This window comes from Zhongshania borealis (assembly GCF_039539625.1).
In the GTDB taxonomy this organism is placed as follows: domain Bacteria; phylum Pseudomonadota; class Gammaproteobacteria; order Pseudomonadales; family Spongiibacteraceae; genus Spongiibacter; species Spongiibacter borealis.
On the sequence record NZ_BAABDM010000005.1, the window covers coordinates 18,130 to 35,684 of the forward strand.

Sequence of the window (17,555 nt, forward strand, 5' to 3'; positions counted from 1 at the left end):
AAATTACACCAGAGTTTAATTGGGGAAGCATAGTGGCACGTAAAACGCCTATCTCAAGATATCGCAATATTGGTATCTGTGCCCACGTAGACGCGGGCAAGACGACGACGACAGAGCGGGTGCTGTTCTATACCGGTTTGTCGCACAAGATCGGCGAAGTTCATGATGGTGCTGCGACCATGGATTGGATGGCTCAGGAGCAGGAGCGTGGTATTACTATTACCTCCGCTGCGACCACCTGTTTTTGGTCCGGTATGCAGCAGCAATTTGAACAGCATCGTATCAACATCATTGATACCCCGGGGCACGTTGACTTCACTATTGAGGTTGAGCGGTCTTTGCGGGTGCTCGATGGTGCTGTTGTGGTTTTGTGCGGGTCGTCTGGCGTGCAACCCCAGACTGAAACGGTGTGGCGTCAAGCCAATAAATACGAAGTTCCCCGTTTGGTCTTTGTAAATAAAATGGACCGGATGGGGGCGAATTTCGAGCGAGTTGTTGAGCAGTTGCGTACCCGTCTGGGTGCGGTAGCTGTGCCAATGCAGATGACAATTGGTAGCGAAGAAGAGTTTCGCGGTGTTGTCGATCTGATAAAGATGAAAGCTGTTGTCTGGAATGAAGTCGATCAGGGTATGACCTTCGAGTACGAAGAGATACCTGCTGAGATGCTGGCCGCGTGTGAGAAAATGCGCGAGTACATGGTCGAGGCTGCCGCAGAGGCGACTGACGAGATGATGGAGAAGTACCTTGAAGGTGAGGCGCTAACCGAGGAAGAGATTAAGGCTGGTATTCGTAAGCGTACGCTAGCCAATGAAATCATTCCGGTGTTTGGTGGTTCGGCATTTAAAAATAAAGGTGTTCAGGCAATGCTTGATGCCGTTATTGAATACATGCCGTCGCCAACCGAAGTTAAGGCCATTGAGGGTACGCTCGACGATAAGAATGAAACGCTTGCTACGCGTGAAGCAGACGATAATGCGCCCTTTTCTGCGCTTGCGTTTAAAATTGCCACCGACCCCTTCGTTGGTACATTGACTTTCTTTCGGGTTTATTCCGGTAAGTTAGAAAGTGGTACGGCAATTATTAATTCTGTAAAGGGTAAGAAGGAGCGTGTTGGTCGTATGGTGCAAATGCACGCTAATGATCGTCAGGAAATCAAAGAAGTCTGGGCGGGTGATATCGCCGCTGCCATCGGCTTAAAGGACGTAACGACAGGCGACACCTTGTGTGATCCCAATAATGTCATCGTGCTTGAGCGTATGGAGTTCCCTGAGCCAGTTATATCGGTTGCAGTGGAGCCTAGATCTCAGGCTGATCAAGAGAAAATGGGTATTGCTTTAGGTAAATTGGCCCAAGAAGATCCATCTTTCCGGGTGAAAACTGACGAGGAGACTGGTCAGTGTATTATCTCGGGCATGGGCGAATTGCACCTCGACATACTTGTTGATCGTATGCGTCGTGAATTTGGCGTCGAGGCGAATATCGGCAAGCCGCAAGTTGCCTACCGCGAGGCAATTCGCAATACCTGTGAGATTGAGGGTAAGTTCGTTCGGCAGTCTGGTGGTCGCGGTCAGTTTGGCCATGTCTGGATTCGTTTTGAACCCGGTGAGGACTCTGGGGCCGAAGGCTTAGAATTTGTCAGTGAAATTGTCGGTGGTGTAGTTCCTAAAGAATATATTCCGGCGATCGAAAAAGGTATTGCTGAGCAAATGCAAAATGGTGTGCTAGCGGGTTACCCGCTGCTGGGCCTTAAGGCGACCGCATTTGATGGCTCATACCATGACGTAGACTCTAATGAAATGGCGTTTAAAGTTGCTGCCTCAATGGCAACGAAGCGGCTCGCTCAAGAGGGCGGGGCGGTATTGCTTGAACCCATTATGAAAGTAGAGATTGTTACCCCTGAGGCAAATATGGGTGACGTCGTTGGCGATCTTAATCGTCGCCGCGGCATAATCTTGGGCATGGATGAATGCATGTCTGGCAAGGTCATCAACGCCGAGGTACCGCTGGCAGAGATGTTCGGTTATGCAACCGATTTGCGCAGTGCTACCCAGGGGCGGGCGACATTTACGATGGAGTTCGAAAAGTATTTCGAGGCGCCTCGTAATGTTACCGAAGAAATCATGGCTAAAAATAGAGCTTAATTTTTAACACCTTTATGCGAGGATTATATTGTGGCTAAGGAAAAGTTTGAACGTAATAAGCCCCACTTGAACGTGGGCACCATCGGTCACGTTGACCATGGTAAAACCACGCTGACTGCAGCACTTACCCGTGTATGTGCGGAAGTGTATGGCGGTAAGGCAGTGGCGTTTGATGGTATCGATAATGCACCTGAAGAGCGTGCACGTGGTATCACCATTGCGACCTCTCACGTCGAATATGATTCGTCAGTTCGTCACTACGCGCACGTTGACTGCCCAGGTCACGCCGATTATGTCAAAAACATGATCACTGGTGCTGCGCAGATGGATGGCGCGATTCTGGTATGTGGCGCTACAGACGGCCCAATGCCTCAGACTCGTGAGCACATCCTGCTTTCACGTCAGGTTGGTGTACCGTACATCGTGGTATTCCTGAATAAGGCTGACCTGCTGGCTGAAGATTGCGGTGGCGTAGGCAGCGAAGAATACAATGAAATGCTTGAATTGGTTGAAATGGAGCTGCGCGAGCTGCTTGATTTGTACGAATTCCCTGGTGACGATACCCCTATCATTGCGGGTTCTGCACTGATGGCGCTGAATGGCCAAGACGACAACGAATTGGGCACCACCGCTGTTAAGAAATTGATCGAAGCTCTGGATACTTATATTCCACAGCCTGAGCGCGCAATTGACCTGCCGTTCCTGATGCCTATTGAAGATGTGTTCTCTATCTCTGGTCGCGGTACTGTTGTGACAGGCCGTGTTGAGCGTGGTATTTTGCGCACCGGTGATGAGATTGCAATCATTGGTATTCACGACACCACCAAGACCGTATGTACTGGTGTTGAAATGTTCCGCAAGCTGCTTGACGAAGGTCGCGCTGGTGAGAACGTTGGTGTATTGCTGCGTGGTACTAAGCGTGACGATGTGGAGCGTGGACAAGTACTGGCTAAGCCCGGTTCAATCACGCCTCACACTCGTTTCGAAGGTGAAGTATACGTACTGTCCAAAGAAGAGGGTGGCCGTCACACGCCGTTCTTTAAAGGCTACCGTCCTCAGTTCTACTTCCGTACCACGGATGTGACTGGTGCTTGTGAGCTGCCGGAAGGTACTGAAATGGTTATGCCTGGCGACAACGTGAAAATGGACGTAACTTTGATTGCGCCAATCGCGATGGAAGAAGGTCTGCGTTTTGCAATTCGTGAAGGTGGCCGTACTGTTGGCGCCGGCGTTGTTGCTAAAATCGTAGAATAAGCATTGCCGCCTAGGCGGTATTTGTTTTGGAAAGGGGGGTTTGGCCTCCCTTTCTTAATTGTTTGTCCGGCATTTTGCCAGTGTTTTAATTAGTTGTGGTTTGCGTAGAGAAATCATTGGATATTGTGTTGACAATGTCTGGGTATATCTTTAACATTCCGCTTCCTTTTTTCGGGTTACCTCGGCGACAAATGGCGAGGGTCCGGATTTATTCGGGATGGGAGTTTGATCAGGTGCAGAACCAACGGATAAGAATTCGTTTAAAAGCTTTTGATCACCGCCTCATTGACGCGTCTACGCAAGAGATTGTGGACACTGCAAAACGTACTGGTGCTCAGGTTAGAGGTCCAATTCCTCTGCCTACGCGCAAAGAGCGTTTTACAATCCTGGTCTCTCCACATGTAAACAAGGATGCGCGTGATCAGTATGAGATCCGCACCCATAAGCGCATGTTGGACATCGTAGAGCCTACAGAAAAAACTGTAGACGCGCTGATGAAGTTAGATTTGGCGGCTGGTGTAGAAGTTCAAATTAGCCTCGGCTAAAAACAAGTAAACACTGAATATTTTTTTCAGACCCGCTCGGGGGCTGGCCCTGGGTTGTGTAACGCGTGTTAGAGCGCGGCCATAGAGGGTGTTAGCCCCGTACACTGAGAGGTTGGAGCAATGACTATAGGTTTGGTCGGTCGTAAAAGCGGCATGACGCGCGTTTTTACAGAAGACGGTATTTCTATCCCGGTAACGGTGATTGAGGTTGATCCCAATCGTGTTACTCGTGTCAAGGCAGATGATGTCGATGGCTATCGGGCGATCCAGATTACTACTGGTGCTCGCAAAGCGTCGCGTATCCCTAAAGCAGAAGCAGGTCACTTTGCAAAAGCCGGTGTTGAGGCTGGGCGTGGTTTGTGGGAGTTTCGTTTGGAGCAGGGCGAAGATGCACCAGAAGTTGGTGCTGAGCTAACTGTTGCTGCATTCGAAGCGGGCCAAAAGGTTGATGTCACTGGTCAGTCTAAAGGTAAGGGTTTTCAGGGCGGTATTAAGCGCTGGAACTTTTCCATGCAAGACGCAACTCATGGTAACTCTTTGTCGCATCGTTCTAACGGCTCAATCGGTCAGTGCCAAACGCCTGGTCGAGTATTTAAGGGCAAGAAGATGTCTGGTCATATGGGTGCTGAGCGCGTAACGGTTCAGACTCTTGAGGTTGTTCGTGTGGACGCTGAGCGCAACTTGATTTTGATCAAGGGTGCGGTTCCAGGTGCTCCAGGTGGTGATGTATTCGTACGTCCTGCTGTAAAAGCTAAAAAATCCTAGGGGGCGATGCAATGGAATTAAGTATTGCGAAACCCGGTAACGGGGCAGCCGGGACGGTTCAGGTATCTGACGTCACGTTTGCACGCGAGTTTAACGAAGATCTGGTGCATCAAGTAGTAGTGGCCTATATGGCTGGTGCGCGTCAGGGTACTCGTGCTCAAAAGACACGTTCTGATGTCCGTGGTGGTGGTAAGAAGCCTTGGCGTCAGAAAGGTACTGGCCGTGCACGTGCTGGTACGATCCGTTCGCCAATTTGGCGTGGGGGCGGTGTAACATTTGCTGCGCGTCCACAGGATCATGCTCAAAAGGTAAACCGCAAAATGTATCGTGCTGCGCTTTGCACGATCTTGTCTGAGTTGGCTCGTCAGGAGCGCTTGGTTGTGGTTGAAGAATTTGCACTTGAGTCACCAAAAACTAAGTTGCTGGTTAAGTCGCTTGGTGAGTACGGTCTTGAAGGTGCCTTGGTTGTGACAGAAGAAGTGAATGGCAATTTGTATCTTGCTGCTCGTAATCTGCACAATGTTGATGTTCGCGATGTTAGTGGTGTTGACCCGGTAAGCCTGATTGGTTACGACAAAGTGGTTATCACTGTTGCTGCATTGAAAAAGTTTGAGGAGCTGTTGGGATGAATAAAGAGCGCATCTATAAGGTACTGCTCGGCCCGCACGTTTCTGAAAAAAGTGCAGCGAGCACAGAGCTTAGTAATCAGGTAGTTTTTCGGGTGCTGCCGAACGCTAACAAGCTGGAAATTAAGAAAGCGGTTGAATCGCTTTTTAAAGTCAGTGTGTTGGAAGTTCGTACAGTGAACGTAAAAGGTAAGGTTAAGCGCAATCGTTTTGGTTTGAGTAAGAAGTCAAACTGGAAGAAAGCGTATGTGAGCCTTGCGCAGGGTCAAGACATTGACTTTGCGGTCGCTGAATAAGTCTGGAGTTTAGTCAAATGGCAATTGTAAAAAGTAAACCGACTTCTCCCGGCCGTCGCTTTGTTGTTCGGGTTGTAAACCCGGATCTACACAAAGGTGCACCGCACAAGCCACTGCTTGAGAGTCAGTCGCGCAATGGCGGCCGTAACAATAACGGTCGTATCACCACACGTCACGTTGGTGGTGGTCACAAGCAACATTACCGCTTGGTAGATTTTAAGCGTAATAAGGACGGTATTCCTGCACGCGTCGAGCGTTTAGAGTATGATCCTAACCGCACCGCATTCATTGCTCTTGTAATGTATGCAGACGGTGAGCGTCGTTACATTATTGCGCCAAAAGGTGTTTCTGCTGGGGATCAAATTATCTCTGGTGAAGCGTCGCCAATAAAGGCTGGTAATGCCCTGCCGATTCGTAACATCCCTCTGGGAAGCACGGTTCACTGTGTGGAAATGAAGCCTGGTAAAGGTGCGCAAATTGCGCGCAGTGCTGGTACTTCGGCTCAGTTGGTTGCTCGCGAAGGCCAATACGCGACGATTCGTCTGCGTAGCGGTGAGACACGCAAGATATTATCAGAGTGCAAAGCAACATTGGGTGAAGTATCCAACAGCGAGCACAGCTTGCGGAAGTTGGGTAAAGCCGGTGCCTCGCGTTGGCGTGGTGTTCGTCCTACCGTTCGCGGTGTGGCGATGAACCCGGTAGATCACCCACATGGTGGTGGTGAAGGTCGTACTTCTGGTGGTCGTCACCCTGTATCTCCTTGGGGTATGCCGACTAAAGGGTATAAGACCCGTAAAAATAAGCGTACAGACAAACTAATTGTACGTCGTCGCGATAAGTAATCGAAAAGACGTCAATTAGAGTAAAGAGGATTAGCTTGTGCCACGTTCATTAAAGAAAGGTCCGTTTGTCGATCTTCATTTGTTGAAGAAGGTTGAAGTAGCGGTAGAAAAAAACGATCGTCGCCCCATTAAAACGTGGTCGCGTCGCTCAATGATTCTGCCTGAAATGGTGGCTCTGACAATCGCTGTTCACAACGGTCGTCAGCATGTCCCGGTTATTATTTCCGAGGATATGGTTGGTCACAAATTGGGTGAATTTGCCGCGACTAGGACCTATAAGGGTCACGTGGCCGATAAAAAGGCCAAGCGTTAAGCTTGGGCCGAGAGAGGCTTTTAAGATGGAAGTAGCAGCACGTTTAAAAGGCGCACGAATCTCTGCCCAAAAGGCGCGTTTGGTTGCTGACCAAATTCGCGGCAAGGGTGTAGAAGAGTCGCTTGATCTGCTGACGTTCAGCTCTAAGAAAGCGGCGAGCATTATTAAGAAAGTGCTTAACTCCGCTATCGCCAATGCTGAACATAATGAAGGCGCAGATGTTGACGAATTGAAAGTATCGACAATCTTTGTTGATGAAGGTACGACGATGAAACGTCTTCGTCCTCGTGCAAAGGGTCGTGCGGATCGTATTCTGAAAAGATCTTGTCATATCACGATTAAAGTTGCAGACGGCGAAGGCTAGGTAGGAGAGACCACATGGGTCAGAAAGTACACCCGACCGGCATCCGGCTGGGAATCGTAAAAGAACATAATTCCGTTTGGTACGCGAGTGGCAAAAACTACGCCGCGCACCTAGTAATGGATTTGGAAGTACGTGAGTTGCTTGAGAAAAAGCTCTCTCACGCTTCAGTAAGTCGTATTGTTATTGAGCGTCCGGCACAAACTGCACGCATCACGATTCACACAGCGCGCCCCGGTATCGTTATCGGTAAAAAGGGTGAGGATGTCGACAAGCTCCGTAAAGAGTTGTCAGTGAAAATGGGTGTGCCAGTTCATATCAACATCGAAGAGATCCGCAAGCCGGATATGGAAGCGAAGTTGGTAGCCATGAATGTTGCTCAGCAACTTGAACGCCGTGTTATGTTCCGTCGCGCTATGAAGCGTGTGGTACAGAACGCAATGCGCCAGGGTGCAGAAGGCATTAAGGTACAGGTTAGTGGGCGTGTCGGTGGTGCAGAAATTGCTCGTACCGAGTGGTATCGCGAAGGACGTGTGCCATTGCACACACTGCGCGCTGATATTGACTACGCGACACACGAAGCAGCTACGACCTACGGCATCATTGGTGTCAAAGTCTGGATCTTTAAGGGAGAAATCCTGGGAGCCAGAAAAGAAGCGGTCGAAGCTAAGGCTAAGAAAGGTTCAGAGTAAGGGTTACGCAAATGTTACAGCCGAAGCGCACAAAGTTTCGCAAGCAACACAAAGGACGCAACCGTGGTCTGGCAGAACGCGGTAGCCGGGTAAGCTTTGGCGAATTTGGCCTTAAAGCAGTCGGTCGCGGTCGTATTACAGCACGCCAGATTGAAGCGGCACGTCGAGCAATGACGCGTCACATCAAACGTGGTGGTAAAATCTGGATTCGTGTTTTTCCAGATAAGCCAATTACCCAGAAGCCTCTCGAAGTTCGTCAGGGTAAGGGTAAAGGTAATGTTGAATACTGGGTCGCACAGATTCAGCCAGGCAAGGTTTTATACGAAGTAGAAGGCGTGTCTGAAGAATTAGCGCGTGAAGCATTCGCCTTGGCGTCAGCAAAGATTCCTGTGCCGACCGCTTTTGTTAGACGGGTGGTGATGTGATGAATGCTTTAGAGTTACGCGATAAATCAGTTGAAGATCTTAATGCCCAACTGTTGCAGCTGCTTGAAGATCAGTTCAAGCTTCGCATGCAAAAGAGTACCGGCCAGTTAGCGCAAACGCATTTGCTGAAGAAAACTCGTCAGGAAATCGCACGCGTTAAAACTGTGCTCCAGGAAAAGGCAGGTAACTAAAAATGTCAGAAGTAGCAAAAAGTGCTCGTACAGCCACCGGTAAAGTGGTCAGTGACAAAATGGATAAAACCATTACGGTACTGATTGAGCGTCGGGTTAAGCACCCGATGTACGGTAAGTACATAACGCGCTCATCTAAAGTTCACGCTCATGATGAAAATAATGAGTGCAAAATTGGTGATGTAGTGACAGTTTGCGAAACGCGTCCAGTGTCCAAGTTAAAAACTTGGGCTTTGTTGAGCGTTGATGTAACGGCTACCCAGGTTTAATTTCGCCGGCGGCCTGTGTGCAATCGCTTGATGCACTGTTGACTGGTTTGGAGTAAGAAATGATTCAAACAGAAAGCTATTTGGAAGTTGCAGATAATAGTGGCGCACGTCGCGTTATGTGCATCAAGGTGCTTGGCGGCTCTCATCGTCGCTATGCACGAGTCGGTGATCTGATCAAAGTCACAGTCAAAGAGGCTATCCCTCGTGGCAAAGTGAAAAAAGGTCAGGTAATGACAGCTGTTGTAGTTCGTACTAAGAAAGGTGTACGCCGTCCAGACGGTTCACTGATCAAGTTTGACGATAACGCTGCAGTGTTGCTAAACAATAATAACGCTCCTATTGGCACCCGTATTTTTGGGCCAGTAACGCGTGAATTGCGTGGCGAGAAGTTCATGAAGATAATCTCTCTGGCACCGGAAGTACTGTAGTTCCAGGTGTAGAGAGAAGGCTGAGGTCAGGGTTATGCGTAAGATTAAGCGTGAAGACGAAGTTATCGTCTTAACCGGGAAAGACAAAGGTAAGCGCGGTGTTGTTCAGAAAGTATTGGACAACAACAAGCTGCTGGTCTCCGGCATCAATATGATTAAGAAGCACCAGCGTCCGAACCCGCAACTGGGTGTGGCCGGTGGTATTGTCGAGAAAGAAGCGGCAATCCAGGTTTCTAATGTTGCAATTTATAACCCGTCTACCAAGCAGGCGGATCGCGTGGGCTTCAAGGTGGCCGAAGACGGCAGCAAGACCCGTATTTTTAAATCAAGCGGCGAAGCGATCAACGCGTAGGGGTTATTGAGAAATGGCACGATTAGGCGAACTTTACCAAACCGAGTTAAAAGCAAAGCTGATTGAAGAGCTGGCTTTGGCTAACCCTATGGAAGTTCCGCGCATCACTAAGATCACTCTTAATATGGGTGTAGGTGAAGCAGCTGGAGACAAAAAGGTTCTTGAGGCAGCACTGTCCGATCTGACGAAAATCGCAGGTCAAAAGCCAGTGGTGACCAAGGCGCGCAAATCTATCGCAGGTTTTAAAATCCGTGATGGCTGGCCGATTGGCTGTAAAGTCACTTTGCGCGGCGAAAACATGTATGAATTTCTGGATCGCTTAGTCAGTATCGCTATTCCTCGCGTACGTGATTTCCGCGGTATCAGCCCGAAATCATTCGACGGTCGCGGCAACTTTGCGATGGGCGTAACGGAACAGATTATATTTCCGGAAATTGATTACGATAAAATTGATACACTACGCGGTATGGATATTACCATCACGACTACTGCACGTAATGACGATGAAGGTCGCGCGCTGTTAAAGGCGTTTAACTTTCCGTTTAAAGGTTAAGGGGTTCAGGGGACATGGCAAAGCAGTCAATGAAAGCGCGCGAATTGAAACGTGCCCAAACTGTCGAAAAATTCGCTGCAAAGCGTGCTGAGCTTAAAGCGATTTTCGCCAGTGCAAGCTCTAGCGATGAAGAAAAGTGGGATGCTCAGGTTAAGCTGCAAAAGCTTCCGCGTGACGCAAGCCCTTCGCGTCAGCGTCGTCGTTGCCAGATTACGGGTCGTCCTCACGGTGTTTACCGTAAGTTCGGTCTTTGCCGTAACCAGCTTCGTCAAGCCGCAATGCGCGGCGATGTCCCCGGCTTAGTTAAGGCTAGCTGGTAATAGAATTTTGCTGTCGCTGGCCATGGCCGCGGCGTTTAATGGGAGCAAAACATGAGCATGCAAGATCCTTTAGCGGATATGCTTACACGCATCCGCAACGCTCAGATGGCAGGTAAAACTGCTGTTCAGATGCCTTCTTCTAACCTTAAGGTATCTGTTGCTAAGGTACTTGAAGACGAAGGTTATATCGCTAGTTCACGCGTCGATGCCAATGATGGCAAAGCGCAGCTAACGGTTGAGTTGAAATACTATCAGGGTAAGCCGGTAATCGCTGAGATTCATCGGGTAAGCCGTCCAGGTCTGCGCTCTTACGCCGGTAAAGACGAATTGCCATCAGTGCGTGCAGGTTTGGGTATCGCGATTGTGTCTACCAGTAATGGTGTAATGACCGATCGTGCAGCGCGAGCGGCCGGTGTGGGCGGCGAAGTGCTTTGCACTGTTTTCTAACGCGACAGTTTAAAGAGTTCTTAACATGTCAAGAGTAGCGAAAAGTCCAGTGACCATCCCCTCAGGGGTTGAAGTCAAACTCGACGCCAGCAGCATCGCAGTCAAAGGTAAAAAAGGTAGTTTAGTACTGCCTTTGCACCAGTCTGTCGAAGTTAAGCAAGAAGACGGGCGTTTAGTATTCTCAGCGCGTGAAGGCGCGAAAAATGGTTGGGCAATGGCGGGCACCACGCGGTCGTTGGCTAACAATATGTGTGTTGGTGTTAGCGAAGGCTTTCAGCGCAAGTTGATCCTTAACGGTGTTGGTTACCGTGCTAAGGCCACTGGCAATAGTATTAATTTGGTCCTGGGTTTTTCCCACCCAATTGATTACGCACTGCCAGAAGGCGTATCTGTCGATACTCCTACTCAGACAGAAATCGTCTTGAGTGGTACCGACAAGCAAGTACTGGGTAAGGTAGCGGCCGAGATCCGCGCGTTCCGTCCACCAGAGCCGTACAAAGGTAAGGGTGTTCGCTACGCAGACGAAAACGTCCGTCGTAAAGAAGCGAAGAAAAAGTAAAGGCTAGGTTATGAGCGATAAGAAAGTTTCAAGATTACGTCGTGCCCGCCGTGCTCGCTTTAAAATGCGTGAGCTCCGCGCCGTACGTCTTAGCATTCACCGCACGCCGCGTCATATGTATGCTCAGCTTATAGCTGCTACAGGTGATATCGTGTTGGCGAGTGCCTCTACACTAGATAAAGAATTGCGTGCTGGAGCGACCGGTAATGTCGCCGCAGCCGCAAGTGTGGGCAAGTTGATCGCCGACCGCGCGAAAGCCGCAGGCGTGACAAAGGTCGCTTTTGACCGCAGTGGATTTAAATTCCACGGCCGTGTCAAGGCGCTGGCAGATGCTGCCCGTGAAGGTGGTTTGGAATTCTAAGGTTTTAGGCGATGGCGTATAACGATCAGAAAGACAAAGCAAACACTGAAGGCTTGCAAGAAAAATTAGTGCAGGTAAACCGTGTTGCCAAGGTGGTCAAGGGTGGCCGTATTTTCAGCTTCACTGCCCTGACTGTAGTTGGTGATGGCAATGGTAAAGTCGGTTTTGGCCGCGGCAAGGCGCGTGAAGTGCCGGTTGCTATCCAAAAGGCGATGGAAGCCGCGCGCCGTAATATGGTTCAAATCGACGTAAAGGGTGACACCATCCAATACGCGGTTAAAGGCCGTCACGGCGCCTCCAAGGTTTACATGCAGCCTGCATCAGAAGGTACTGGTGTTATTGCCGGTGGTGCAATGCGCTCTGTACTTGAAATTGCTGGCATTCATAACGTACTGGCCAAGTGCTATGGTTCTACTAACCCGGTAAACGTGGTTCGTGCAACTATTAAAGCACTGGTAAGCGTTTCTTCTCCAGAAGAGGTCGCAACTAAGCGCGGCAAAACTGTTGAAGAGATCTTGGGCTAAGAAATAGGCAGGATTTGCAATGAGCAAGATTAAAGTCACACTAGTTCGTTCCGTTACAGGACGGCTAAAGTCGCACAAGGCCTGCGTTGCCGGTCTTGGCTTGCGTCGTATTCGCCACACTGTTGAAGTGGAAGACACTCCATCAGTTCGCGGTATGATCAATAAGGTCAACTATTTAGTACGTGTTGAGGGATAAGTGATGAGCGATATGCGTTTAAACACGCTGAGCCCGGCACCCGGTCGAGTTAAAGATAGTAAGCGGGTAGGTCGTGGTATCGGTAGTGGCTTGGGTAAAACCGCAGGTCGTGGTCACAAAGGTCTAAAGTCGCGTTCAGGCGGTAGTGTACGTCCTGGCTTCGAAGGCGGTCAGATGCCTTTGCAAAAGCGTCTTCCGAAGTATGGTTTTACTTCGCGGCTGTCTCGTGTGACTGCACAAATCCGCACTGCTGAATTAGCAGCAGCTGGTGATGGCGTGATTGACCTGGATGCTCTGAAGCGTGCCGATCTCGTTGGCCGTAACATTGAGCGTGCAAAGATCTTCCTATCTGGAGATCTGAACAAGGCAGTTACTGTGAAAGGTTTGGCAGTAACAAAAGGCGCGCGCGAAGCTATTGAAAAAGCGGGCGGCAAAGTCGAGGAATAAGGCGAGATCCCCATGGCGAAATCCAGTCCATTATCTACTGGAAGTCAATCCGGAGTAGGCGAGCTGATGGCTCGCCTTCGTTTTCTACTGCTAGCGATAATTGTTTATCGCATCGGTACCCACATTCCGGTACCGGGCATAAACCCGGATCAGCTCGCCGCGCTGTTTAATCAGAATCAGGGAACGGTACTTGGCTTGTTTAATATGTTCTCGGGCGGTGCCCTTGAGCGTATGAGTATCTTAGCGCTGGGCATTATGCCGTATATATCTGCATCGATTATTATGCAGCTTATGTCTGCGGTTAGTCCTCAGTTAGAAGCGCTTAAGAAAGAAGGTGAGGCCGGGCGTCGGCAAATCAGTCAGTACACCCGCTATTTGGCGGTGCTACTTGCGCTGTTGCAGGCAGTTGGTATGACTGTAGGTCTGGCGAATCAGGGTTTGGCTTACAGTGCAGATTTTAGTTTTTACTTTGTTGCCGTAGTTTCATTGGTAACAGGTGCGATTTTCATGATGTGGCTTGGTGAGCAGCTTACCGAGCGTGGTGTTGGTAACGGCATCTCCATGTTGATTTTCGCGGGTATCGTTGCGGGCTTGCCTTCGGCGGTAGGGCAGTCTCTGGAGCAAGCGCGCCAGGGTGAGCTTAACGTTTTAGTATTGCTAGCGGTGTTAGTGCTGGCGGTTGCAGTGGTGTATTTGGTGGTCTTTATCGAGCGCGGTCAACGCCGCATTACGGTTAACTACGCAAAACAGCAGCGCGGCAATAAGATGTATCAGGCACAGTCTAGCCATTTGCCGATGAAAGTGAATATGGCGGGTGTTATTCCGGCTATTTTCGCTAGCTCAATATTGTTGTTCCCCGCGTCGATTGCGCAGTGGGTCGGCCAGAGCGGTGAAGGCATGGAATGGTTGCAAGAGCTTGCTCTAGCAATTGGGCCCGGACAGCCGTTGAACATTATTATGTTTACAGCTTTGATCGTGTTTTTCTGCTTCTTCTACACAGCGTTGATGTTTAACCCTGATGAAGTTGCCGATAATTTGAAACGCTCAGGCGCATTTTTACCCGGGATTCGTCCTGGTAAGCAAACGGCTAATTACATCGATGGTGTATTAACCCGATTGACCATGTTTGGCTCTATGTATATTGCCGGCGTGTGTTTGTTACCGCAGTTCTTGGTAGTGATGTGGAACGTACCGTTTTATCTCGGTGGTACATCATTGCTGATTGTAGTGGTTGTAGTGATGGATTTCATGGCGCAGGTTCAATCGCACTTGATGTCTCAGCAATACGACTCGGTCTTGAAAAAGGCTAATCTTAAAAATTACGGCGGTGGAGTGCGCTAAGGCGCACCAACCTGATTGCTTGTTTGGAGTGTCACAATGAAAGTACGCGCATCAGTAAAGACGATCTGTCGAAACTGTAAAATTGTTCGCCGCAAGGGTGTTGTTCGCGTTATTTGTAGCGTAGAACCTCGTCACAAGCAGCGGCAGGGCTAAGTAATGCGGTTGGGGTTGATTTTCAATCCCAATGCGGATAGACTGCTGCGCCTTTCGTGCGGTGGTTTCCCGTTTACCGGTCATTGCTAGGCGTTGGAAGAATTAGGCTTAATTGGAGTAACCTGAATGGCTCGTATAGCAGGTGTCAACATACCAGATAACAAGCATGCTGTTATTTCGTTGACCTATATATTTGGCATTGGCCGCACAACTGCAAAAGCACTGTGTGCCAAAACCACTATCGCCGAAGATGCAAAGATCGGTGATTTATCTGAAGAGCAACTAGATGCGCTTCGCGGCGAGATCGCCAAAATGTCTGTAGAAGGCGACTTACGTCGTGCTGTTTCTATGAGCATTAAGCGTCTGCTGGACTTGGGCTGCTACCGCGGTCTTCGTCATCGTAAAGGCCTGCCGCTTCGCGGTCAGCGTACTAAGACTAATGCGCGTACGCGTAAAGGTCCACGTAAGCCGATTCGTAAGTAATTTAAAGGCAGCGATTCCTTTAGTGTAGCTACACCACTTGTGTAGTGTTGATATTAGAGATGGAAATAGAACATGGCCAAACCAGGCAAGCAACAAGCTCCACGGAAAAAGGTCAAAAAGACCGTCGTGGACGGTGTCGCACATATACATGCGTCATTTAACAACACTATCGTAACGATTACTGATCGTCAGGGTAACGCACTGAGCTGGGCTACGGCCGGCGGAAGTGGTTTCCGTGGTTCACGTAAGAGTACGCCTTTCGCTGCTCAGGTTGCTGCAGAGCGCGCCGGCAATGCTGCGAAAGATTACGGTTTAAAAAATCTTGATGTACAAGTTAAAGGACCTGGCCCAGGTCGTGAATCTGCGGTCCGTGCCCTGAATAATTGTGGCTACAAGATTACAAACATCACCGACGTGACGCCTATTCCGCACAATGGTTGCCGTCCTCCCAAGAAACGTCGCGTTTAATTAACAGTTGAGGAATACAGAAAATGGCTAGATATTTAGGCCCGAGCTGTAAATTATCCAGACGGGAAGGTACCGACCTGTTCCTGAAGAGTGGTGTTCGTCCGCTGGATTCAAAATGTAAAGCTGAAACTGCACCAGGTATGCACGGTGCTCGTCGTGGTCGTCTATCAGACTATGGTGTTCAGTTGCGTGAAAAGCAGAAAGTACGTCGTATGTACGGTGTTCTTGAAAAGCAATTCCGCGCTTATTATACAAAGGCCGCACGTCGTAAGGGCGCAACGGGTGAGAACCTGCTGCAACTTTTAGAAAGCCGCTTAGATAACGTGGTATACCGCATTGGTTTCGGCTCTACTCGCGCCGAATCTCGTCAGTTGGTATCTCACAAGTCTGTACTTGTAAATGGTAAGACGGTAAACGTTCCTTCATACCAAGTTCAAGCTGGTGACGTAGTAAGTGTTCGTGAGAAAGCTAAGACTCAATTGCGGATTCAATCTGCAATTACTCTGGCCGCACAGCGCGGTGATTGCGCATGGATCGACATTAACGCCACTAAGATGGAAGGCGTTTTTAAGAGCGTGCCAGATCGTAGCGACTTGTCTTCAGAGATCAACGAACAATTGATCGTTGAGCTTTACTCGAAGTAAGTTAACCTCCGGACAAATCACTACAGGTGACCTATGCAAAGTGCAGTCAATGAATTTTTAACCCCGCGAGTCATCCAAGTTGAAGAATTTGGTCAGACCCGCGCGAAAGTGACCCTCGAGCCGCTAGAGCGAGGATTCGGTCATACCTTGGGTAATGCCTTGCGCCGTATTTTGCTGTCTTCTATGCCGGGCTGTGCAATCACCGAAGTCGAGATCGACGGTGTGTTGCACGAGTACAGCGCAATGGAAGGTGTGCAGGAAGATGTAATCGAAATCCTGCTTAACCTGAAAGAAGTTGCAGTAATTATGCACGGCAAAGATCAAGCGATTTTGAGCTTGAACAAAAAAGGCCCGGGTATTGTTACTGCAGGTGATATCCAGACTGATCACGAGATCGAGATTGTTAATACTGAGCATGTAATCGCTAACCTGAATGATGATGGCGAGATTAATATGCGCCTTACTATCGCTCGTGGTCGCGGTTATGTTCCAGCGGATGCGCGTGATAATGGCGAAGAAGAAACTCGTTCTATCGGTCGTCTTCAGCTTGATGCTAGCTACAGCCCGATCAGCCGCGTAAGTTACGTAGTTGAAAGCGCTCGTGTAGAGCAGCGTACTGACTTAGATAAATTGGTTCTCGATTTGGAGACCAACGGTACGATTGACCCTGAAGAAGCGATTCGTCGCGCGGCAACGATACTGCAGCAACAGCTGGCGGTGTTTGTCGACCTCGAGAGCGAGGGCGAGAACGAGCCATCACGTGAAGAGAATGAAGTTGATCCGATTCTCTTGCGTCCGGTAGATGATCTAGAGCTGACTGTACGCTCTGCCAACTGCCTGAAAGCTGAAAACATCTACTATATCGGTGACTTGGTACAGCGTACCGAAGTTGAATTGCTCAAGACACCTAACCTTGGCAAGAAGTCACTGACTGAAATTAAAGACGTATTGGCGTCGCGTGGTTTGTCTTTAGGTTTGCGCCTAGACAACTGGCCGCCAGCAAGTCTTAGAAACGACGACCGAGTGCTTGCTTAATTTTAAGTAAGCCACTCTCGAATATTTTTTGCTGAGATAGCAACGTTTATTAAAGGAAAAAGCCATGCGTCATCGTCATAGTGGCCGTCAATTAAACCGTAATAGCTCACATCGTAAAGCGATGTTCCGCAATATGACGGCGTCGTTGGTAGAGCACGAAATGATTAAAACTACCTTGCCAAAGGCAAAGGAACTGCGCGGTTATGCAGAGCCTTTGATTACCCTTTCTAAGGTTGATAGTGTTGCTAATCGTCGTTTGGCTTTCGCCAGATTGCGTTGTAATGCTGCTGTAGGTAAATTGTTTACTGATTTAGGTCCTCGTTACGAGGGTCGTCCTGGCGGTTATATCCGTATCATGAAGTGCGGTCTTCGTACTGGTGATAAAGCGCCAATGGCTTACGTTGAGTTAGTTGATCGTCCAGTTGCAGAAGAAGCTGACGACGAGTAAATCTCACGTTCTGTAAAAAAGCCGACCTGATGGTCGGCTTTTTTTTGTCTGGAATTTATTGGGATATAGCTAGGGC

30 protein-coding genes are annotated in these 17,555 nt (G+C 49.2%); all 30 read left to right on the forward strand.

Translation table 11 applies throughout. The annotated features are described in order from the left end of the window. Positions 1 to 32: 32 nt before the first annotated feature. The 30 genes from fusA to rplQ all read left to right on the forward strand — a co-directional run bounded on the left by fusA (position 33) and on the right by rplQ (position 17,479). The gene (fusA, locus tag ABD836_RS13145; protein ID WP_344936695.1) at positions 33 to 2,141 is read left to right on the forward strand and encodes an elongation factor G; all 2,109 of its coding nucleotides are present in this window, start codon (positions 33 to 35) and stop codon (positions 2,139 to 2,141) included. Between the two features lie 30 nt (positions 2,142 to 2,171). Beyond that, positions 2,172 to 3,395 (forward strand): elongation factor Tu, encoded by a 1,224-nt coding sequence (gene tuf / locus ABD836_RS13150; protein WP_344936676.1) that lies wholly within the window; start codon positions 2,172 to 2,174, stop codon positions 3,393 to 3,395. A 233-nt stretch (positions 3,396 to 3,628) separates the two neighbouring features. After that, positions 3,629 to 3,940, forward strand: a complete 312-nt coding sequence (gene rpsJ, locus ABD836_RS13155; RefSeq protein ID WP_008248372.1) for a 30S ribosomal protein S10 — start codon at positions 3,629 to 3,631, stop codon at positions 3,938 to 3,940. 120 nt (positions 3,941 to 4,060) lie between these two features. Continuing rightward, complete coding sequence (gene rplC, locus ABD836_RS13160) at positions 4,061 to 4,705, forward strand: 50S ribosomal protein L3 (RefSeq protein ID WP_344936697.1); 645 nt, start codon at positions 4,061 to 4,063, stop codon at positions 4,703 to 4,705. A gap of 11 nt (positions 4,706 to 4,716) precedes the next feature. Next, positions 4,717 to 5,334, forward strand: coding sequence for a 50S ribosomal protein L4 (gene rplD, locus ABD836_RS13165; protein ID WP_344936699.1), 618 nt, complete (start codon positions 4,717 to 4,719; stop codon positions 5,332 to 5,334). After that, on the forward strand, positions 5,331 to 5,627 hold the full coding sequence (gene rplW, locus ABD836_RS13170; RefSeq protein WP_344936702.1) for a 50S ribosomal protein L23: 297 nt from the start codon (positions 5,331 to 5,333) through the stop codon (positions 5,625 to 5,627). The genes rplD and rplW overlap by 4 nt, the downstream gene beginning before the upstream one ends. Before the next feature lie 17 nt (positions 5,628 to 5,644). After that, a complete protein-coding gene (gene rplB / locus ABD836_RS13175; protein WP_344936703.1) occupies positions 5,645 to 6,469 on the forward strand; it encodes a 50S ribosomal protein L2 in 825 nt (274 codons plus the stop codon). A gap of 37 nt (positions 6,470 to 6,506) precedes the next feature. Beyond that, entirely contained in the window at positions 6,507 to 6,782 is a 276-nt protein-coding gene (gene rpsS / locus ABD836_RS13180; protein WP_008248348.1) for a 30S ribosomal protein S19, read from the forward strand. A 25-nt stretch (positions 6,783 to 6,807) separates the two neighbouring features. Next, positions 6,808 to 7,146, forward strand: a complete 339-nt coding sequence (gene rplV / locus ABD836_RS13185) for a 50S ribosomal protein L22 (protein ID WP_008248347.1) — start codon at positions 6,808 to 6,810, stop codon at positions 7,144 to 7,146. Between the two features lie 14 nt (positions 7,147 to 7,160). Beyond that, positions 7,161 to 7,835, forward strand: a complete 675-nt coding sequence (gene rpsC / locus ABD836_RS13190; protein WP_344936706.1) for a 30S ribosomal protein S3 — start codon at positions 7,161 to 7,163, stop codon at positions 7,833 to 7,835. An 11-nt stretch (positions 7,836 to 7,846) separates the two neighbouring features. Then, on the forward strand, positions 7,847 to 8,260 hold the full coding sequence (gene rplP / locus ABD836_RS13195) for a 50S ribosomal protein L16 (protein WP_344936708.1): 414 nt from the start codon (positions 7,847 to 7,849) through the stop codon (positions 8,258 to 8,260). Beyond that, on the forward strand, positions 8,260 to 8,451 hold the full coding sequence (gene rpmC / locus ABD836_RS13200; protein ID WP_008248343.1) for a 50S ribosomal protein L29: 192 nt from the start codon (positions 8,260 to 8,262) through the stop codon (positions 8,449 to 8,451). Before rplP ends, rpmC begins: the two co-directional genes overlap by 1 nt. A 2-nt stretch (positions 8,452 to 8,453) precedes the next feature. Then, positions 8,454 to 8,720 (forward strand): 30S ribosomal protein S17, encoded by a 267-nt coding sequence (rpsQ, locus tag ABD836_RS13205; RefSeq protein ID WP_008248341.1) that lies wholly within the window; start codon positions 8,454 to 8,456, stop codon positions 8,718 to 8,720. Positions 8,721 to 8,779: 59 nt separating this feature from the next. Continuing rightward, positions 8,780 to 9,148 (forward strand): 50S ribosomal protein L14, encoded by a 369-nt coding sequence (gene rplN / locus ABD836_RS13210; protein ID WP_008248339.1) that lies wholly within the window; start codon positions 8,780 to 8,782, stop codon positions 9,146 to 9,148. Positions 9,149 to 9,182: 34 nt separating this feature from the next. Next, positions 9,183 to 9,500 carry a 50S ribosomal protein L24 gene (rplX, locus tag ABD836_RS13215; protein ID WP_344936711.1) on the forward strand — a complete coding sequence of 106 codons (318 nt, stop codon included), beginning with the start codon at positions 9,183 to 9,185 and terminating at the stop codon, positions 9,498 to 9,500. Positions 9,501 to 9,513: 13 nt separating this feature from the next. Further along, positions 9,514 to 10,053 (forward strand): 50S ribosomal protein L5, encoded by a 540-nt coding sequence (gene rplE, locus ABD836_RS13220; protein WP_008248334.1) that lies wholly within the window; start codon positions 9,514 to 9,516, stop codon positions 10,051 to 10,053. A 14-nt stretch (positions 10,054 to 10,067) separates the two neighbouring features. Next, positions 10,068 to 10,373 (forward strand): 30S ribosomal protein S14, encoded by a 306-nt coding sequence (gene rpsN / locus ABD836_RS13225; RefSeq protein ID WP_344936714.1) that lies wholly within the window; start codon positions 10,068 to 10,070, stop codon positions 10,371 to 10,373. A 51-nt stretch (positions 10,374 to 10,424) separates the two neighbouring features. After that, complete coding sequence (gene rpsH / locus ABD836_RS13230) at positions 10,425 to 10,820, forward strand: 30S ribosomal protein S8 (protein ID WP_344936715.1); 396 nt, start codon at positions 10,425 to 10,427, stop codon at positions 10,818 to 10,820. Between the two features lie 25 nt (positions 10,821 to 10,845). Then, positions 10,846 to 11,379, forward strand: a complete 534-nt coding sequence (gene rplF / locus ABD836_RS13235) for a 50S ribosomal protein L6 (protein WP_344936717.1) — start codon at positions 10,846 to 10,848, stop codon at positions 11,377 to 11,379. 10 nt (positions 11,380 to 11,389) lie between these two features. Continuing rightward, positions 11,390 to 11,740 (forward strand): 50S ribosomal protein L18, encoded by a 351-nt coding sequence (rplR, locus tag ABD836_RS13240; protein WP_344936720.1) that lies wholly within the window; start codon positions 11,390 to 11,392, stop codon positions 11,738 to 11,740. An 11-nt stretch (positions 11,741 to 11,751) separates the two neighbouring features. Beyond that, positions 11,752 to 12,264 (forward strand): 30S ribosomal protein S5, encoded by a 513-nt coding sequence (gene rpsE, locus ABD836_RS13245; RefSeq protein WP_344936723.1) that lies wholly within the window; start codon positions 11,752 to 11,754, stop codon positions 12,262 to 12,264. Between the two features lie 19 nt (positions 12,265 to 12,283). After that, positions 12,284 to 12,460 (forward strand): 50S ribosomal protein L30, encoded by a 177-nt coding sequence (gene rpmD, locus ABD836_RS13250; protein WP_008248318.1) that lies wholly within the window; start codon positions 12,284 to 12,286, stop codon positions 12,458 to 12,460. Positions 12,461 to 12,472: 12 nt separating this feature from the next. Further along, a complete protein-coding gene (gene rplO, locus ABD836_RS13255) occupies positions 12,473 to 12,907 on the forward strand; it encodes a 50S ribosomal protein L15 (protein WP_008248315.1) in 435 nt (144 codons plus the stop codon). 12 nt (positions 12,908 to 12,919) lie between these two features. Then, a complete protein-coding gene (gene secY, locus ABD836_RS13260) occupies positions 12,920 to 14,248 on the forward strand; it encodes a preprotein translocase subunit SecY (protein WP_344936726.1) in 1,329 nt (442 codons plus the stop codon). A gap of 36 nt (positions 14,249 to 14,284) precedes the next feature. Beyond that, positions 14,285 to 14,401, forward strand: a complete 117-nt coding sequence (gene rpmJ, locus ABD836_RS13265; protein WP_008248307.1) for a 50S ribosomal protein L36 — start codon at positions 14,285 to 14,287, stop codon at positions 14,399 to 14,401. Positions 14,402 to 14,527: 126 nt separating this feature from the next. Continuing rightward, complete coding sequence (gene rpsM, locus ABD836_RS13270) at positions 14,528 to 14,884, forward strand: 30S ribosomal protein S13 (RefSeq protein WP_008248303.1); 357 nt, start codon at positions 14,528 to 14,530, stop codon at positions 14,882 to 14,884. A 72-nt stretch (positions 14,885 to 14,956) separates the two neighbouring features. Further along, positions 14,957 to 15,352, forward strand: a complete 396-nt coding sequence (gene rpsK / locus ABD836_RS13275; RefSeq protein WP_008248301.1) for a 30S ribosomal protein S11 — start codon at positions 14,957 to 14,959, stop codon at positions 15,350 to 15,352. A 23-nt stretch (positions 15,353 to 15,375) separates the two neighbouring features. Next, positions 15,376 to 15,996: a 30S ribosomal protein S4 gene (gene rpsD, locus ABD836_RS13280; protein ID WP_344936728.1), complete on the forward strand. Its 621-nt coding sequence runs from the start codon at positions 15,376 to 15,378 to the stop codon at positions 15,994 to 15,996. Positions 15,997 to 16,029: 33 nt separating this feature from the next. Then, entirely contained in the window at positions 16,030 to 17,031 is a 1,002-nt protein-coding gene (locus tag ABD836_RS13285; protein ID WP_344936731.1) for a DNA-directed RNA polymerase subunit alpha, read from the forward strand. Positions 17,032 to 17,095: 64 nt separating this feature from the next. Beyond that, positions 17,096 to 17,479 carry a 50S ribosomal protein L17 gene (gene rplQ, locus ABD836_RS13290; protein ID WP_184464435.1) on the forward strand — a complete coding sequence of 128 codons (384 nt, stop codon included), beginning with the start codon at positions 17,096 to 17,098 and terminating at the stop codon, positions 17,477 to 17,479. Positions 17,480 to 17,555 lie beyond the last annotated feature (76 nt).

Excerpts from the sequence above, each read along its gene's own strand:
- rplB (WP_344936703.1), top strand. The coding sequence starts at position 5,645 with ATGGCAATTGTAAAAAGTAAACCGACTTCTCCCGGCCGTCGCTTTGTT.
- rpmD (WP_008248318.1), top strand. The coding sequence starts at position 12,284 with ATGAGCAAGATTAAAGTCACACTAGTTCGTTCCGTTACAGGACGGCTA.
- rpsQ (WP_008248341.1), top strand. The coding sequence starts at position 8,454 with ATGTCAGAAGTAGCAAAAAGTGCTCGTACAGCCACCGGTAAAGTGGTC.
- rplW (WP_344936702.1), top strand. The coding sequence starts at position 5,331 with ATGAATAAAGAGCGCATCTATAAGGTACTGCTCGGCCCGCACGTTTCT.
- rplO (WP_008248315.1), top strand. The coding sequence starts at position 12,473 with ATGCGTTTAAACACGCTGAGCCCGGCACCCGGTCGAGTTAAAGATAGT.
- rplX (WP_344936711.1), top strand. The coding sequence starts at position 9,183 with ATGCGTAAGATTAAGCGTGAAGACGAAGTTATCGTCTTAACCGGGAAA.
- rplF (WP_344936717.1), top strand. The coding sequence starts at position 10,846 with ATGTCAAGAGTAGCGAAAAGTCCAGTGACCATCCCCTCAGGGGTTGAA.
- ABD836_RS13285 (WP_344936731.1), top strand. The coding sequence starts at position 16,030 with ATGCAAAGTGCAGTCAATGAATTTTTAACCCCGCGAGTCATCCAAGTT.
- rpsD (WP_344936728.1), top strand. The coding sequence starts at position 15,376 with ATGGCTAGATATTTAGGCCCGAGCTGTAAATTATCCAGACGGGAAGGT.
- rplE (WP_008248334.1), top strand. The coding sequence starts at position 9,514 with ATGGCACGATTAGGCGAACTTTACCAAACCGAGTTAAAAGCAAAGCTG.
- rpsE (WP_344936723.1), top strand. The coding sequence starts at position 11,752 with ATGGCGTATAACGATCAGAAAGACAAAGCAAACACTGAAGGCTTGCAA.
- rpmC (WP_008248343.1), top strand. The coding sequence starts at position 8,260 with ATGAATGCTTTAGAGTTACGCGATAAATCAGTTGAAGATCTTAATGCC.
- rpmJ (WP_008248307.1), top strand. The coding sequence starts at position 14,285 with ATGAAAGTACGCGCATCAGTAAAGACGATCTGTCGAAACTGTAAAATT.
- rpsM (WP_008248303.1), top strand. The coding sequence starts at position 14,528 with ATGGCTCGTATAGCAGGTGTCAACATACCAGATAACAAGCATGCTGTT.
- rplR (WP_344936720.1), top strand. The coding sequence starts at position 11,390 with ATGAGCGATAAGAAAGTTTCAAGATTACGTCGTGCCCGCCGTGCTCGC.
- rpsN (WP_344936714.1), top strand. The coding sequence starts at position 10,068 with ATGGCAAAGCAGTCAATGAAAGCGCGCGAATTGAAACGTGCCCAAACT.
- rplQ (WP_184464435.1), top strand. The coding sequence starts at position 17,096 with ATGCGTCATCGTCATAGTGGCCGTCAATTAAACCGTAATAGCTCACAT.
- rpsH (WP_344936715.1), top strand. The coding sequence starts at position 10,425 with ATGAGCATGCAAGATCCTTTAGCGGATATGCTTACACGCATCCGCAAC.
- rpsC (WP_344936706.1), top strand. The coding sequence starts at position 7,161 with ATGGGTCAGAAAGTACACCCGACCGGCATCCGGCTGGGAATCGTAAAA.
- rplC (WP_344936697.1), top strand. The coding sequence starts at position 4,061 with ATGACTATAGGTTTGGTCGGTCGTAAAAGCGGCATGACGCGCGTTTTT.
- rplV (WP_008248347.1), top strand. The coding sequence starts at position 6,808 with ATGGAAGTAGCAGCACGTTTAAAAGGCGCACGAATCTCTGCCCAAAAG.
- rplN (WP_008248339.1), top strand. The coding sequence starts at position 8,780 with ATGATTCAAACAGAAAGCTATTTGGAAGTTGCAGATAATAGTGGCGCA.
- rpsK (WP_008248301.1), top strand. The coding sequence starts at position 14,957 with ATGGCCAAACCAGGCAAGCAACAAGCTCCACGGAAAAAGGTCAAAAAG.
- rplD (WP_344936699.1), top strand. The coding sequence starts at position 4,717 with ATGGAATTAAGTATTGCGAAACCCGGTAACGGGGCAGCCGGGACGGTT.
- rplP (WP_344936708.1), top strand. The coding sequence starts at position 7,847 with ATGTTACAGCCGAAGCGCACAAAGTTTCGCAAGCAACACAAAGGACGC.
- secY (WP_344936726.1), top strand. The coding sequence starts at position 12,920 with ATGGCGAAATCCAGTCCATTATCTACTGGAAGTCAATCCGGAGTAGGC.